Annotated in this window: 16 protein-coding genes and 1 pseudogene; 9 read left to right on the top strand and 8 right to left on the bottom strand. The window is 39.3% G+C overall.

Going from position 1 to position 15235, the window contains the following annotated elements:
- The 3 genes and pseudogenes from HWQ42_RS14670 to HWQ42_RS14660 all read left to right on the top strand — a co-directional run.
- Positions 1–300: pseudogene (locus HWQ42_RS14670) on the top strand (PAS domain-containing sensor histidine kinase); the annotation flags it as partial.
- A 225-nt stretch (positions 301–525) separates the two neighbouring features.
- A complete protein-coding gene (locus HWQ42_RS14665; protein ID WP_292813205.1) occupies positions 526–1413 on the top strand; it encodes an IS982 family transposase in 888 nt (295 codons plus the stop codon).
- Positions 1414–1538: 125 nt separating this feature from the next.
- Positions 1539–1742 carry an ATP-binding protein gene (locus HWQ42_RS14660; protein WP_292813217.1) on the top strand — a complete coding sequence of 68 codons (204 nt, stop codon included), beginning with the start codon at positions 1539–1541 and terminating at the stop codon, positions 1740–1742.
- A 74-nt stretch (positions 1743–1816) separates the two neighbouring features.
- Here the strand turns inward: HWQ42_RS14660 and HWQ42_RS14655 are convergent, their stop codons facing one another.
- Positions 1817–4963, bottom strand: a complete 3147-nt coding sequence (locus tag HWQ42_RS14655) for an EAL domain-containing protein (RefSeq protein WP_292813203.1) — start codon at positions 4961–4963, stop codon at positions 1817–1819.
- A gap of 524 nt (positions 4964–5487) precedes the next feature.
- Between HWQ42_RS14655 and HWQ42_RS14650 the strand changes: the two genes are divergently transcribed.
- Entirely contained in the window at positions 5488–5757 is a 270-nt protein-coding gene (locus tag HWQ42_RS14650; RefSeq protein ID WP_292813200.1) for a helix-turn-helix domain-containing protein, read from the top strand.
- Positions 5757–6242, top strand: a complete 486-nt coding sequence (locus tag HWQ42_RS14645) for an EAL domain-containing protein (protein ID WP_367119057.1) — start codon at positions 5757–5759, stop codon at positions 6240–6242. Before HWQ42_RS14650 ends, HWQ42_RS14645 begins: the two co-directional genes overlap by 1 nt.
- 479 nt (positions 6243–6721) lie before the next feature.
- Here the strand turns inward: HWQ42_RS14645 and HWQ42_RS14640 are convergent, their stop codons facing one another.
- Positions 6722–7741, bottom strand: coding sequence for a 2-oxoglutarate and iron-dependent oxygenase domain-containing protein (locus tag HWQ42_RS14640; RefSeq protein ID WP_292813197.1), 1020 nt, complete (start codon positions 7739–7741; stop codon positions 6722–6724).
- A 267-nt stretch (positions 7742–8008) separates the two neighbouring features.
- On the bottom strand, positions 8009–9250 hold the full coding sequence (locus HWQ42_RS14635) for an AIPR family protein (protein ID WP_292813195.1): 1242 nt from the start codon (positions 9248–9250) through the stop codon (positions 8009–8011).
- Between the two features lie 578 nt (positions 9251–9828).
- Between HWQ42_RS14635 and HWQ42_RS14630 the strand changes: the two genes are divergently transcribed.
- Together HWQ42_RS14630 and HWQ42_RS14625 are read left to right on the top strand one after the other, a co-directional pair.
- Complete coding sequence (locus HWQ42_RS14630) at positions 9829–10026, top strand: DUF2811 domain-containing protein (RefSeq protein ID WP_193919668.1); 198 nt, start codon at positions 9829–9831, stop codon at positions 10024–10026.
- A 150-nt stretch (positions 10027–10176) separates the two neighbouring features.
- Positions 10177–10626 carry an antibiotic biosynthesis monooxygenase gene (locus tag HWQ42_RS14625; protein WP_292813189.1) on the top strand — a complete coding sequence of 150 codons (450 nt, stop codon included), beginning with the start codon at positions 10177–10179 and terminating at the stop codon, positions 10624–10626.
- A 324-nt stretch (positions 10627–10950) separates the two neighbouring features.
- Here HWQ42_RS14625 and HWQ42_RS14620 read toward each other — a convergent pair whose 3' ends face one another.
- On the bottom strand, positions 10951–11406 hold the full coding sequence (locus tag HWQ42_RS14620) for a molybdopterin dinucleotide binding domain-containing protein (protein ID WP_292813186.1): 456 nt from the start codon (positions 11404–11406) through the stop codon (positions 10951–10953).
- Between the two features lie 31 nt (positions 11407–11437).
- Here HWQ42_RS14620 and HWQ42_RS14615 point away from each other — a divergent pair, with 31 nt between their 5' ends.
- Positions 11438–11593 (top strand): hypothetical protein, encoded by a 156-nt coding sequence (locus HWQ42_RS14615; protein ID WP_292813183.1) that lies wholly within the window; start codon positions 11438–11440, stop codon positions 11591–11593.
- A 30-nt stretch (positions 11594–11623) separates the two neighbouring features.
- Positions 11624–12226 (top strand): GIY-YIG nuclease family protein, encoded by a 603-nt coding sequence (locus HWQ42_RS14610; RefSeq protein ID WP_367119056.1) that lies wholly within the window; start codon positions 11624–11626, stop codon positions 12224–12226.
- Positions 12227–12261: 35 nt separating this feature from the next.
- Here HWQ42_RS14610 and HWQ42_RS14605 read toward each other — a convergent pair whose 3' ends face one another.
- From HWQ42_RS14605 to HWQ42_RS14590, 4 genes are all read right to left on the bottom strand, one after another.
- Entirely contained in the window at positions 12262–12450 is a 189-nt protein-coding gene (locus HWQ42_RS14605; RefSeq protein ID WP_292813209.1) for an HU family DNA-binding protein, read from the bottom strand.
- 3 nt (positions 12451–12453) lie between these two features.
- Positions 12454–12834, bottom strand: a complete 381-nt coding sequence (locus HWQ42_RS14600; protein ID WP_292813181.1) for a hypothetical protein — start codon at positions 12832–12834, stop codon at positions 12454–12456.
- A gap of 864 nt (positions 12835–13698) precedes the next feature.
- A complete protein-coding gene (locus tag HWQ42_RS14595) occupies positions 13699–14121 on the bottom strand; it encodes a GPP34 family phosphoprotein (RefSeq protein ID WP_292813178.1) in 423 nt (140 codons plus the stop codon).
- Between the two features lie 76 nt (positions 14122–14197).
- A complete protein-coding gene (locus HWQ42_RS14590) occupies positions 14198–15145 on the bottom strand; it encodes a hypothetical protein (protein WP_292813175.1) in 948 nt (315 codons plus the stop codon).
- Between the last annotated feature and the right edge of the window lie 90 nt (positions 15146–15235).

Here is a 15235-nt window from a genome sequence, read left to right as displayed (position 1 = left end):
GGCTGCCGTCGGCAGCCCCTTCATCCCCCCTTTAAAATGATTATCATTACTGTTGGTGGAATAGTTTATTTTATGGAAGTCCCTTACCCTGGGCAACTTAATCAGGTATTTTTGAACCTTTTAACTAATGCCATTGATATTTTGAGAGAATCAATAATCGGTTACCTGTTACCAGAGAGCAATATTATAAGGACTGGAAATAAACAATCAACAAATCATAATCCTCAAATCCGCATTGTTACTGAAGTTTTAGATAGTAATCAAGTAATGATTCGAGTTATTGACAATGGCTGTACCTGAGTTCGATGTAAGAAAATAAGCTACAAATAGCTGCTCATAAGAGTTAGAGGTTTTTTTTAGGCTTGAGTAATTGTCAATAATTTTAAGCTATTGATAAATAATTGCTAGTTAACAACTTCAATAAATAATTTTTTTAACAAAATCCTAAGTAATATTACCAGTAACCATCAATATCGTCCCAAAGCTCTGAGAATAAAGTAATTATTTCAGAGAGAGGAATAGATAATGGAATTAGAAAAGTTGTTTTGTGAGATAGATGATTTTTGTGTGATTTTTGAAGAAAATTTTAAGTCTAAAGTTATTGCCTCTCAAAAGCAAAAAAGAGAAAGAAAAAGTCAACTCTGTTTAAGTGAAGTCATGACAATAATAATTTATTTTCATCATTCTAATTATCGAAATTTTAAGAGTTATTATCAAGACAATCTGCTGAAACATTATCAAAAAGAATTTCCGTGCTTGGTAAGTTATAACAGATTTGTTGAATTAATGCATCAGGCTCTAATGCCTTTAATCTTATACTTAAATTCTCCCAAAGGAAATATTACCGGCATCAGTTTTATTGACAGTATATCTATTCCAATTTGTCATCCAAAGAGAGCGAAACGAAATAAGGTTTTCAGTGGCTTATCAGGTTGGGGAAAGAGTTCTGTCGCTTGGTATTTTGGTTTTAAGCTCCATTTAATCATTAATGATCAAGGGGAATTACTAGCTTTTCAAGTAACTCCTGTAAATACAGATGACCGAGTACCAGTTCCGACCTTAACTCAAAATTTATGGGGTAATCTTTTTGGAGACAAAGGGTATATTTCTAAAAAAGTGTGGTCAGAATTTTGGTCAAATAATATCAAGCTAATTACTCCCTTCAAGAAAAATATGAATAATAAGTTGGTTGAGTTGTGGGAAAAACTGATGTTACGAAAAAGGTCGTTAATCGAAACTGTTAATGACCAATTAAAAAATATTTCTCAAATTGTTCATTCTCGCCATAGAAGTGTTAAGAATTTTATGGTTAATCTACTTGCAGGTTTAATTGCTTATACTTTTCAAGAGAAAAAACCCTCTTTAAAGCTAGATAAAAATGAAGTCGAAAATTTACCTGCTTTGTTAGTTTAATCACTCTTTTTATTGAACTAAATTATTTAACTTAAATTTTCCAAAATAGCAGTTTTTGGATTAGTTTATTTTGACTATTCATTGTCAACAAGAATCACTAATTGATATAACATCGACTACGACTCATTTTTAAGCATTTCTGTCATGTCGAACTCAGGTGCTGTGGGATGACAGAAAAAGTCAGGCAAAAAATCTTTGACCCTTTCTTTACAACTAAACCCGTTGGTTCAGGTACAGGTTTAAGAATGTCAATTTGTTATCAAATTGTAGACAAGCATGGCGGTCAGTTAAAGTGTATTACACAACCACTTCATGGAACAGAGTTTTAGATCCAGATTCTGAGCAGGATCAAGTCCTTCTTCTGAATACTAACATTTATTTATTTTGATTTAATTGTATGCTTTTATGGGCTGAAAAAAGATTGCTCAGAAGCTAATAAAATTCTTGCTTGTTCTTGATCCAAGGGCTTTGAAAATAAGTAACCTTGTGCTTCTTGGCATTGTAGCAATTTAAGTTGTACTAATTGGTCAATTGTTTCTACCCCTTCAGCAACGACACTCATTCCTAAGTTATCGGCTAAAGTAACAATAGCCCGAACAATAGCGAATTGTTCAGTATCGCTATCAATGCGATTAATAAAGGAGTGGTCAATCTTGAGAACATCAATGGGAAATTTATGCAGATAAGCTAGAGATGAATAACCTGTCCCAAAATCATCAATACATAATTGCAAACCAAAAGCTTTAAGTTGCTTAAGGACGGAGGTAGCCTTTTCAGGAGAGGCAATAATTGCAGTTTCTGTGATTTCTAGCTTTAAGTTGCTAGGGTTAAGACTAGTATCTTCGAGAATTTGGCTGATTTCTTCAATTAGATGAGGTTGAGAAAAATGTTTACCAGAAAGGTTAACATTCACGGTCAAGGGCTTGATGGCAGGAAATTGTAGTTGCCACTGCCGCAATTGCTGACAAGACTCAGTTAGTACCCATTGACCAATTGGGATAATTAATCCAGTTTCTTCTGCTATAGGAATAAACTCGCCTGGAGAAATAAGTCCACGTTCTGGATGTTGCCAGCGAACGAGTGCTTCAAATCCTGTAATTGTTCCTGTTTTCATACAAATAATTGGCTGGTAGTAAAGGCACAACTCCTGTCGTTCAATTGCCCAGCGCAAGTCAGTCTCTAACTGCAACAGCGTTACTGCCCGATGATACATAGTAGTATCAAATACTATATGCCCAGTTTGACTCTCCTCTTTAGCACGGTAAAGAGCAGTGTCAGCATCTCGAAGTAAATCGGCAGGTTGAGCATATTTGTTTGTACCTAAAACAATGCCAATGCTAGCATTCGTAAATACTTCATATCCGCACAAGTTGAAGGGCGACTTTAATGCCTGATGTATATGTTCTGCGATGTGTGTGGCATCTTCAATAGTTTGAATATGGGAAAGTAAAATGGTAAACTCGTCTCCACCTAAGCGAGCAACAGTATCGCCAGGTTGGAGGCACTGTTGTAAACGTTGAGCAAGTGTTACCAATAGTTGGTCGCCAACTAAGTGTCCTAAGCTATCGTTGACGACTTTGAAACGGTCAAGGTCAAGGAATAAGACAGCAAACAAATCATCTGGATTACGTTTCATCTGTGCGATGGCTTGTTCTAGCTTATCTATAAATAAAATCCGATTGGGCAGTCCAGTCAGAGCATCATAAAAAGCATTGTGAACTAACTTTTCTTCAAGAAGTTTGCGCTCAGTGATGTCTGTTGCAATTCCATCGATACGAATCGGCCGACCACAAGCATTATAAATTAAATGGCTTCGGTTCAACAGCCAGCGTACCTGTCCATCAGGTCTAACAATTCGGTATTCTAGTTCTTGCTTGTCAATTAAGAATAATGCTTGAATGGCAGCATAAACTAGTTGCTGATCTTCCGGGTGAATAACTTCAAACCAAAGATTAGAGTTATCAAAAAATTCTGATGCAGAATGACCATAAACTTTAAAGGTAGCAGGATTGAGATAAAAAGTTTCAAAAGTATCAGCAGAAATTGACCAAATTACGTCTTCAAGAGAACATAAAATTCCATCCAAACGTTGTTTGCTTTCTTGGAGTGCAGCTTCTGCTAGTTTGCGGTCAGTAATGTTAGTAACCATTCCCAAGGCTCCAGCATAATTTCCCTGGTCATCTAATAACGGGGCACAAGAAATAATTGCCCAGAGGTCTGAACCGTCCTGGCAGCGGAATTTGAAATCGTGCGCTTCTTCAATACCTTGATGACGTCGTAAAAGATAAGCATTGGCTATTTCCACCCCTTCAGAATCCATAAAAGAAAATAGCGTCGCACCCAGCATTTCTTCAATGGTGTAACCTAACATTGTTGCCATCTGTTGGTTGACAAAAGTAGTGCGGTTGTCTTTATCGAGTACCCAAATTCCTTCAGTTGCTGTTTGTACAATGCGGCGATACTGTTCTTCTTGCTTTCGTAATGCTTCAAGAGCTTCTAGATGGTGAGTAATATCAGTTTGGATACCAATAAAATTAGTCAAAGAACCAGAATTATCAAACACCGGAGCTAAGTAGAGTTCATGGCAAAACGGTACATTATCCTTGCGGTAATTCCGTAAAATAACATGACATTCTCTTTGTTCTTGAATAGCACTACGTAATTCCTGAAGGGCTACTTGCTCTGGATCATTTCCTTGCAAAAAGCGGCAATTTCGTCCAATAACTTCACTGGCACAGTAGCCTGTGATCGACTCAAATGCTCGATTAACATAAATGATGGGATTATCTGCTTGATTGGGATCTGTCAAAATAATACCATTACTACTAGCAGCAATCGCACGTTCCATCAGATGCAAATCTACTTGTGGCTGTTCTAATCTTGAGACATTTTCAACCGTTTGGATACTTAGATTGTCGTCTGTAGTGCTTACAATAGAAGAGTTAACATCTACCAAGTTTGGCTGGCTGTGCGTGAAGTCAATGACATCTTTGATCGGTTCTACAGTATTTGTGAATAATAAATTCTCCTGCTGGATTTTTAACTGCTCAGTATTATTCGTAAATATGAATAGCGCCGCCAGTTTGTCTTCGTAATTAACAACCTTAGCTGAAATTTGTGCTTTAAAAGTATCACCGTTGTTTTTTTTGACTTCTACGGCATAACTATTGATGAGGTTGCCACTTTTAAGCTTGTTAACTAATTTAGTCCATAAAGCAGGCTGGGCATAAAGCTCAGGGATAATCTTGTCAAATGTTTGGCTTGAATCAATTCCAAAAAAAGGCGCTAGTAATTTGTTTTTAAAGAGAATTTGTCCGCTTTTCAGACATACAATTCCAATCGGAAACGGGCTAAGTTCCGTTAGCGAATAAAGTATCTGCTCCCAGTCTATTTTTAGCGGATTATCTGAAGCTTTCACCTCTGGCAACGAATCTTTACTCGTATAGCTACACCCCGTGATGTATTCTTCACTTAACAAAATCGGCTTTTTAGTAGGATTATTTGGCGTATACTGATTTTCGGACACATTCAAGTCAATAAAGTTTTTCAAGTTTGATAAATTCCAAAATAGTTTCAACCCTATATTCGGTGTTTTTAAGAAGCTGTAGCACAGTAGTTATATAACTCTTAAAATAGGGAAAATAGATGATTTTATTTTTGCTAGTCAATGTCAAAGCAATGGTAATTTTTATAAATTCTTAGCATTTATTACAGGTACTTAAACATTAAATAGTTTTTTTGGTCAGAATGTCCAGAAATTGTGGCTTTTAAGCATTGGGTTATAAAGTTTTTTTAACTACTTTCAATTTACCCTTTCAGATAGATAAAGTTACATTTTTTACAACCTCTTTACTTAAACGTAATACTTCTTAATTTTACTAAGAGTTTCTACCTAAGGCTGATACGACTTTTTAGCTTTGTTGCCTGATAGCAAATACTCTTTCGGGTTTGGGGTTCAGCAAACTTGGCACTACTGATAATTTCATCCTATTGAGTCAGTAGGTAGGCAGGAAAAAACCCAACTATGTGAAGATAAGTAAATACGGAGAATAAATTTACCGAGGTAACTAAAATATGGGCACTCGTTTAAGAGTCTTTCTGACTCGTGAGCAAAACCAAACCCTGTTCAATCTGAGAACAGCAGATGTACCACAGAAAGTAAAAGACCGAGCAGAAGTAATCAGGTTAAATGCAGATGGTGCTTATGTAGAAAAAATAGCTGTTCACTTGAATTGGACTCCCCAGACAGTAAGAGAAGTTTTGCACAGATGGAAAAAGCTTGGTTTAGAAGGACTTTGGGAACTACCTAGTCGAGGGGGGAAGACCAGGTGGACTGAAGGGTAATTGGCAATAAACAAAGTATTTATACAATTAACCTTTCTAGCTCTAGCATCAACGATGATCGGTTTATTGACTTTCTGTATGAGCAATTTGCCTTATACTCCATCTCACCCCAGTGCATTTGCTTTGAGATTACCGAGACTGTAGCGATCGCCAACCTGAGCAAAGCCAAGCAGTTTATTCAGTCACTTCAACGGATGGGCTGTCGCTTTGCGTTGGACGATTTTGGGGTGGGGATGTCGTCGTTTGCTTATCTCAAGTCTTTGCCTGTGGATTACCTCAAAATTGACGGCAGCTTTATTCGTAATATTGTCGATAATCCTGTGGATAGTGCAATCGTCACAGCAATGACGCAGATTAGCAATGTGATGGGTATTAAGACAATTGCTGAGTTTGTGGAAAATGACGCGATTTTAGAGCGAATTACAGCACTAGGAATTGATTTTGCACAGGGATATGGCATTGGAATGCCTCGTCCACTGGGCTAGTGCTTTGCCACATAAACTTTGCATGGTGGCAATAGCTAAAAATGCTTTCTCAGTAAGCTTTCTAGATAATAAATTGTAAAAGTTGTTTCTTGACAGGCTCTAAGCGTTCCAGAAGGTGATGGTGAAGACAAGTGATTGGAAGCGATCATTGACGTGTTTTGGGTTGAGTGGTTGAGGGTGATCGGAGGCGATATCAAGATAACCAGTCAATGCAGCGGATTGACCCATCTCCCTTGTGCTAAATTCAATATCATCTTCATTGGATGTTGCTAATAAACTTTTTGACGTAATTGGAGTTTTTTTTGAGCAGAACGAATTAGAAGATGGTTATCTTGCCAAACATGAACATAAGACCCTAATCAGACCAACGTTAACTGCTTGCTATATAGCTGTTTTGAACGATTGGGTAACAGTAAAAGAAGATTAAAGTTATGTCGAATCTATCAATTTTTATATTCGAGTCTTAACAGTACAGCACTCTAAAACACTGTTTGGCGCAGTTCTGGAAATACTTTGGAGACTTTATTCAGAAGATAATCACCATAAGTCCCGCGAAATTCGTGGACACTGGCTTTATCCCAGCGATCGCTTTGATCGTCATTCACTACTATGCCGTTGAGTTCAATGGGTTTGACTTCAATGTTGAAATTGGGATCAAAGAAGAATGGAAATGACAAGCGATTACTTGTTGATCGGTTCTGAACGCGGTGGGGTGTTGAGCGATACAGTCCTTGTGTCATACGATCGAGCATATCCCCAATGTTGCATACGAATGAACCAGGAATAGGAGGTGCATCTATCCAACCAGACTTTAATTTGACTTGTAATCCACCGACATCATCTTGTTTTAGTATAGTCAATACTCCATAATCTGTATGTTCGCCAACGCCCCATTTAGATTCAGATAATGATGAATTAGGAGGGTAATTGAAAATCCGAAATAATATCAATGGGTTTTTCGTATAAAGGTCTGCAAAGTAGGACTTTTCTAACCCCAAACTTAGAGCAATACCAGCCATTAGGGCGTGTCCAAGTCTGGTCATTGAGTCTATATAATCCAGCACTGTTTCCCGAAATTGGGGAATATTAGATGGAAAAAGATTTTGACCGTGCATTGGTACACCAGTTTTCACAAGTGGGTGGTCTGATTCTAGTTCTGTACCGAAGTAAATACCCTCTTTTAAGTCCGGTCTACCTGATGTCAACTCATTACCCACGGGGAAATATCCTCGCCATGCTTTACCACCAAGAGCCATACGAATCCTCAGTTTTGTTTCTACATCCTGCGCGAAAAACTCTTGGCTGATATCTTCCAACTGCTTTTGTAGTTGTTCATCAACTCCATGTCCGACGATATAGAAGAAACCGTAATCATAGAGAGCTTGTCTAATTTGGTCTGCAATTACATCACTGGAGTTGCTAGTTTGAGAAATCAATGGACTAATATCAATGACGGGAACTTCTGAAAACTCTTTATTCACAACTTGTAAGATTGTCATACTCTGTTTTTTAGTCGTGCGTAGACTAATAACTAGACTACATAATAAATTATATCGAGTACCTGAGTTTGACGACCTTAATATTCGTCAGATGATTCTTAAACCCCATCATCTTGTCTACAGAGTTAAAGAGGAGAAAAAACGGATCAGTATTGCTAGATTTTGGCATTCGGCATAAGAGAATCTTGAGCTTTAGAAACATGCAAGTTCAGCCAAAATTCGTTATTTACTAATGCTCTGGAAAATTACATATACGACAGTTTACTATTATTTCTTATCTGCTTGCAAACGCCCTCTTGTAGCTTTTTTAACTTGTGTAACCTTGGATTCTGACTCTTCTTTACTGGAGTTAACCATTTGCACCAAGTGCTGATTTAGATAACTCTGCGCTGAGATATACAAACTTTCCCAAATCTCTTGATTGCGGCTAATTTTTGTGCCGACTGTATTTCCTGCTGTTTTCTCCGACACCAAGTATTTACGGAAATAGTTATTCCACAAGTGTTGGAGGAAATCTTCGGCAAATTCATTAAATGGCAGAATCCATTTATATTCCTTGTCTAGAAATACCCGATATGAGGCAATTATCGGTAATGCCAGGTCAGTTGGCGCACCAAACCCAAAAGAGTATTTGCTATCAGGCAGAAGCGTAGTTTTACGTATATCAATTGATGCTAAGTCGTTAACACCCTTTCTTCTAGGGTTGCTGATATAGTCTTGGATTATTTCGTAGAGTCTTTGCTCTATCCACAGAGCATGAGTCAAGAGAGGCAGTAAAGCGGTTAATCTTTCGGTTTCTGCATCTGTGATGTTACTTGGAAGACTCATTCCTGCTGGGTGTTTGGTTCGTTTATTGCCGTCGGGGTTATATTTATTTCTGTCGAGGCAGTAAAGCAGCTTGAGCAAATGGGTGACATTACACTGGGCGTTTCTAGGAGCGCCGCTTTGGTTTTGGTAATAGGCAATGCGGAATTTTCTATCTTCTTTCTGTTCTAACTGGGCTAAATACTGCTTGATGAATTTGTAATCACCTCTGGCGTTGACTTTGGAGCGAGAATCTACTGGCGTTGTGGTATTACTTGCCAGGGCTATATCTTTGGCTGATTCTTCAGTCAGCCCAATGTGAATCGTAACTTTTACTCTGGCTTCGGTTAGGTCATATTTGTAATTTTTCGCTTGCTCAAAAGCTAAAACTGTATGCCCCCCGTTAATAATGCCATCACTACCCCCCTCGTTAGCTTCCAAAACTTCTAGTTCGAGTGAGGTTTTGCTTGGTTTAACTTTATTGGCTGACAGGACGATTCCACTATGACGGGAGAAGAATTTTCCAGGTTCGGTGGTCAGTGAATCGAACATTTGTCTGTAGGTCGCGCTTTTACGGTTCGGTTCGCGGATGTTCGGTTCTAGCGGCAGGTCTATAGGGAACGAGTCTACATGAGCGGTGGCGATGATGCAATTGGGGTTGGCTTGAAAATAGTTATCTATCTTGATGTTCCAAGTCTTGGGCATACAATATGTGCAATGTCAGGGGAATTTCTATGTTAACCAAAACTAGTACAGGACGGCATAAATAAACCACCCATCCCAGATCAATCAAACGCTTACGATGTATTAATTTTGAATTTTGAATTTTAAATTCCGCCTTGCGGTACTAGGGTGCAAGGTCTGAGCAGATTCCACAGACTTTCCACAGCTATTTCTGCTGTTTTCCACAGTTGTTTTACCAGATAATCGGCTTCTGTTCACTCAATGGGTATTTTGTCATGTCTGTAGCAATCAGTCTGCTTTACTGAGTTATTATTACGCAACGTAAACAAAACCTATCTCTAACCCTAGCTTTCACGTAATTATTTATTTTTTCTATATTTCTCTTTAACATTTTGCAACATTGACAAACTGAGCCAATCAGCACAAAATAAATCCACTAGCCTTTGCCGCCTGTTCCATTTTGAGCATCAACTGTATAAAACTATTCAGTTGTTAGTGCCAGTAGTTCGGCTAGCATTGAATGGGTGAAACTGTACTTGCACTGTATCACCTCTAGCTTCTTGTCTCTATTGATTTGCTTTTTCTGAAGCTTTTATTATATGAACTCAACCCAAAATATCTTTACTAATCTTCCCGAAACGCTACATCAATCTCTCAATACCTACTTAGAAAAACATCCTGATTGGGATGAACATCGTCTTATTACCGCAGCCATCTCCCTGTTTCTGCTGCAAAATGCTGATGGGGATCGCGGTGTTTCCCAAGTTTATCTCGAAACTCTGTTTCGTCGGGGATAATACTATTCTCTAAAAATCATCCTAACAAAGGGTCAATTAGACGATACACTCAGAAAGATTTGTTCACTCAAGATTAATGGCAAGGAAAAACGATATAAAATTGGAAATATTTGCTCTTGGATTATTGTCACTTTCAGATGCAGCATTACAATGAGAAGAGAAAATTTTTTCGGCATATTTCTTGGATCTGCACTATTACTTAGTTCTTTACCTTGTGTAGCAGTTGCACAGACTGAGCCTAGCGCAGTTCCATCTAAAATTAATGGGAGTACCGCCCAATACAAAACAGTAGTTGCACGTATTTGGCATGGTCAAACACTCACCAATAAAGCAGACGAATATTATAAATATTTAACTGAAGCTGGAATTAAAAAAATTCAATCGATCCCTGGTAATCTAGGAGCGCAAGTATTTCGTCGTACTAATGGCACAATTACAGAGTTCACTGTCATCTCTTATTGGGAGTCACGCAATGCTATTCGTGCCTTTGCTGGGAATGACATAGAACAAGTACACCCTCTGCCCAAAGATAACCAGTATCTCATTAAACCTGAAACTAAGGTTAAACATTTTGATGTCTTGCTAGATCAGCGTCAATGATAATTAACTCAATTTTTAATTTACCCATTTTTCTGAATCCAATTAATTATTATATCTTTAAAAAATAAATGAGTTATTAATAATAATAGGAGAAATTGCTCAAATTGAATAAGCGGATCTAACCGCCAACCTTGAATTTGAATCAAAATTGCACTTGTAAAGCGTAGGCGTAGGCAGACGCTTTCTACGAGACGCTAAAAGCGAACGAATACTTGCTCAAAGCGTACTCCACAGGAGTTGCAAGACTACGCTACCGCGAACGCTTAGGGCACAGTTCCTCTAAGAGTTGGCTTTACGCACGCTATTACTTGGAACGAATAATCCTTATGCTTTTTTGACTCGGCAGGCAAAACATTTAAATGCCTCCTGTCCTGAAAGATTGTCATAATATTGTTTATCTATCAAGATATTAACTGACTCATAGTAAGGAGTTCCAAACTCTTCTGCCATTTTCTGCCCAGGCCCGAACCAGCCAGGGATAAAAATAGTATCTTCTCGAATTCCTGACCAAACCAATGCAGTGCCAGTGATTGCTCCTCTGGGGCTTTCAACTATGATTTCATCACCATTTTTAATGCCTGCTTTTTTTGCTGCCTCTGGATGGATTTGTACTAAGCGAACACCATTCATTTGCTTGCCTGTATAAGTCCAGTGAGTTACAGAGTGGAAATGAACTACACTCGATCTACCAGTCATTCCCATCAGTGGGTACTGCTTGTGTACTTTCCCAGAAGAGATTTTTCCGATTTTGACGTTTTGAGTCAGTGCCTGTGGATTCACAGGATTTTTTACCAACTCAAATGTATATTCAATGGTAGGATGCTTACCTGTTACCTCTTTGTGCGCTTTTCATTCCACATCTATTGCTTTGGCTGTGTTATGGCTGGTGATGACTAGTAGTTCGCTTTCCCCAAAATTGCAACGCTATTTTAAAATTCCCAAAAATCAGCAGCGATCGCTTTGGTAAACCTGCTAACCAGTTTAATTCCATTGGATTGTGGGGGATAATCTACTGGTTTGTACATTCCCATTAATCACCTTGGAACCCAACCAGCTAAATTTATTTTCTGATTTGACCGTCACACCAGAACGCAGAGCAGAGACACTGGTAATGAGTTTTGAGGCGCTGTTGAAGTGGAAATCTCAGATTTTTGAATATCAGCATTATGTGAGAGAGAACAAACCACCACAGCAGACGGCATTATTTGACCTTACCCCTAAACACTGCGACCCAGACCAAATTGATCCACTCTTGCTGCGGCTTGTGCCAATGTCATTTTATCGATTGCCAGTTGATAGTCCTGGGTCAGCTTGTCTGTATTTCATCATAGACTCGGCGGCTTCTGTTGTGTTGTACGTGGGCGAAACGTGCCGCAGTAACAAGCGATGGCAGGGTATACACGCCTGCAAAGATTACATCGCCCTATACCAGGATTTACATTATCGCTATGGATTACAAACAGCAGTCAACGCCGCATTTTGGTGGGATGCTCCGGTTGATCGACGTACACGGCAAGAGTTGGAGTTGAACCTTATTTTGAAGTGGCGCAGTCCATTTAATAAGGAGAACTGGGAACGGTGGGGCCAGCCTTTTGGGTAGGATGGCTTATTTATGCTTTATGGCGCTACTTTTTCTTAAAACTGTTTCCCAGCAGAAAATGCAAGCACTCTAGTGGCTGGAATTGTAATTGTCTCTTTGGTTTTTGGGTTACGCTCTTCACGAGAAGAGCGATGCCTACGGCGGCAAGCTACGCGTCGCTCGAACCAGCCAAAACCAACCAGCGTTACCTTATCCCCATTCGCCAGAGCCTCGATAACGATTATTGTTTATCTCCTCAAAATATTAATAGCTGCACCTGCTGCTGCGCCATCTAATAAATCGCCAGCCACATCTTCGCGCCCGCCAAGAATAGCGCGAACCCCGGCGCTACTTGCTGCACCGACTGCGGCATCTCTACCTAAGTTACGTTTTTTCTTACGTCCAACCAAATTGACGGCGGCACCAGCCGCACCACACTTAGCAGCATTGCGTAAAACAGTACCACGTCTTCTAGCAGCTCCAGTTACTACACAAGTACCAGCACCAAGGGCTGCATCTCCTAAAATTCGGTCGTTAGCTGCTGCTGGTTGAAGAGGAACTAAGGAGATTCCAGTTAAACTGGCAGCCATGAAACTGGGTAGAAATGCACGTTTGAGAATTCGATTCATAGTAGATACCTTCTTAAAAAATCAAACGACTGTTCAAAAGACTAAAGAAAAACTCAATTTGTTGCAGTCACAGATGCGCTCCTGACTAGTTTAGACTGGGAACTAGGGAGTCAGGAGCGCGAAACCCAAAGCCTTATAGTAATTGAGATAGGAAAAAATGTACTCAATCGTAAGGCAGACAATAAGTGTTACAGAAAAAATATCACATTGACCGAGAGTTCAACATTATTATCTTGCTCCTGGGTGGTGAAATGGATAGACAATTAAAAATGTTAGAGAAAGTTTAATTAAGCACGCTTGGGCTTTCCCAACAACTCTAAAAACCTCTGCACTAGGGTGTTGACTCTGAGGGTTTTAAGGTGGTAGATTTTCATGCAAGAAGTACGTAGCTGCATAAAAGTTAATGCAAGAGTTTAAAAGCCCAACCAGCCGATTAGCAAGATTGTTTCGCAATGGTCGAGACAATTGGAAAGAGAGAGCTTTGGAAAAACAGAAAAAACTCAGAGCATTAGAAATAAAAGTCAGAGATTTATCAGCCTCACGAGACTATTGGAAAAGCAGAGCGAAAATTGCGGAATCAAAGCTACTCAAACAGAATATTGAGATAGGCGACGAAAAAAAAAGAGATAATTATAAGCGCTCTAGCTAACTTGGAAATAAGTGGACAGGCTCTTGCTCAGATAGCAAAGGGGCATCATTATTCAGTCGAAACAATTCAAATATCGTTACAACAAGTTATTAATTGTGGCAATAGTTTGCGAGGAGTTGAGAAAACATTTGAGTTGTACGTTGATTTTTCCAAACACGGAACTCCAAGCTTTAGTAGTATTAGAAAATGGTTAGGGCGAATTGGATTGTACGAACTCAACAGAGAAAAAGAATATCGAAGTGATGAGCAGTGGCGATGATTTCTGAGACAGCCTTACTCACTAATTCACCATTCGCGATCGCGGATTCAAGCGATCGCACCTCTGGCAATTGTTCGGATGTAAAGACGGTATTGCTGAGATGACAGGTTTTCATCAAGCTGATTAGCACAGCCGTGCGGGAATCCAGTCGGATATTTTCTAAAACAGCTGCACGCACTTGATTAACAATCGCGCGTTGGATTGATTCATCGGTTAGAAAGTAACGCTGAACAGGAAAAAACCAGAGTACGGTATGTTCTTGTTTCACCAAAACACCCAGATCAACTAAATTCTGCAACACCACCTTTGGAAATCTTGAATATTTTCGGCTCCAATGGCTAATCCAGAACTTCACGGTTCGACTCCGAGGAGCCGCCACAACTTCATTAAGACATTAATCCAAAAATTCATCGCCTCAGCTAAGACTTTCGCACTTTCCTACATCCTCAACGCTTTCAAAGTCCCAATTGATTAGCTCTTTGTTCACTAGCTCGATCAACTCGCTGCCACAGTTTACGATCTTCTCGATAAATAGCCAACGCTGCAATCGCATCTTTTGCATCAATGTCTTTTCCTTGAGCCACTAGTGAAATCAGGTAATCTATTGCTTTATCTTGTCGCAACATCCCTATTGCTAATAACAATGTGCCACGAAGTTCTACATTTCTTGTTTGCTGCCAGCAATTTCTGAGAAGATCAAATGCTTCCTCTAATCGTGATTCACCCAACGTCAATGCTGCTAACTCACAGATTTGCTCCTTTGGGTCAAAAAGAAAATTAGCAACTATTGCAACTGAATCAGTCGGAGCTAGTTGTAACAAAGCACTGAAGCACTCCGAAATCACCTGTGGTGCTTGATCGCCTATGCGAGTTTTTAAACGAAGTAAAGGTACACCTTGGGGATTTCCTGTGTAGGCGATCGCCTTTGCAGCAGCAACTCTTGCTTCTGGTTTGGGGTCAGCTAGTAGATCGGCTAATTCGTTCATTACATCTGAGTAGTTCATTCTCACCAGACCTAAAGCACATATACCCCGCAGATGGGCAGCAGTATCTTCAACTCCTCCCCATACTGGCTCCATCTGAATATGTCGAATCCCTTGCAGAAAAAGGTTTTCATCGCTGTATTCTAAGTGATACAGTGTTTTTGCTATCTCTTTCTTGGCAAGACAATTTTGGTCTACTTGTGCGGGTTTGACCATCATTCGAGCAAAAGCTTCTACAAGATCAGCAACTAACTCAGTAATAGTGGATTCGCCGACTATCTTTGCTGCTTGAGCAACAGCTATAGAATATTTACTCTTAAGACCTTGGCGTAAAATTATCATCCCTTCTTCACTTGTCGGATGCTCTCTAATTTTGGCAAGAATAGATAAAATTTCTTCTAGTTTTTGCGATTTTGGCATATATTATCCCATAGCTAGGCGCTCTGTTTTGAACTGGCTCTCCCAGACTAAATATGTTAAATTAACAACAGAAATGCCAGTTTAGTAAAA

Source organism: Nostoc sp. JL23 (genome assembly GCF_017115065.1).
Lineage (GTDB): Bacteria > Cyanobacteriota > Cyanobacteriia > Cyanobacteriales > Nostocaceae > Nostoc > Nostoc punctiforme_A.
Note: the sequence above shows the minus strand (reverse complement) of the source record. Positions and strands in the feature narration are given on the sequence as shown.

Coding starts and splice junctions, on each gene's coding strand:
- HWQ42_RS14615 (WP_292813183.1), top strand. CDS start 11,438: ATGGTAGGATGCTTACCTGTTACCTCTTTGTGCGCTTTTCATTCCACA.
- HWQ42_RS14630 (WP_193919668.1), top strand. CDS start 9,829: ATGAACTCAACCCAAAATATCTTTACTAATCTTCCCGAAACGCTACAT.
- HWQ42_RS14590 (WP_292813175.1), bottom strand. CDS start 15,145: ATGCCAAAATCGCAAAAACTAGAAGAAATTTTATCTATTCTTGCCAAA.
- HWQ42_RS14635 (WP_292813195.1), bottom strand. CDS start 9,250: ATGCCCAAGACTTGGAACATCAAGATAGATAACTATTTTCAAGCCAAC.
- HWQ42_RS14650 (WP_292813200.1), top strand. CDS start 5,488: ATGGGCACTCGTTTAAGAGTCTTTCTGACTCGTGAGCAAAACCAAACC.
- HWQ42_RS14640 (WP_292813197.1), bottom strand. CDS start 7,741: ATGACAATCTTACAAGTTGTGAATAAAGAGTTTTCAGAAGTTCCCGTC.
- HWQ42_RS14600 (WP_292813181.1), bottom strand. CDS start 12,834: ATGAATCGAATTCTCAAACGTGCATTTCTACCCAGTTTCATGGCTGCC.
- HWQ42_RS14665 (WP_292813205.1), top strand. CDS start 526: ATGGAATTAGAAAAGTTGTTTTGTGAGATAGATGATTTTTGTGTGATT.
- HWQ42_RS14625 (WP_292813189.1), top strand. CDS start 10,177: ATGAGAAGAGAAAATTTTTTCGGCATATTTCTTGGATCTGCACTATTA.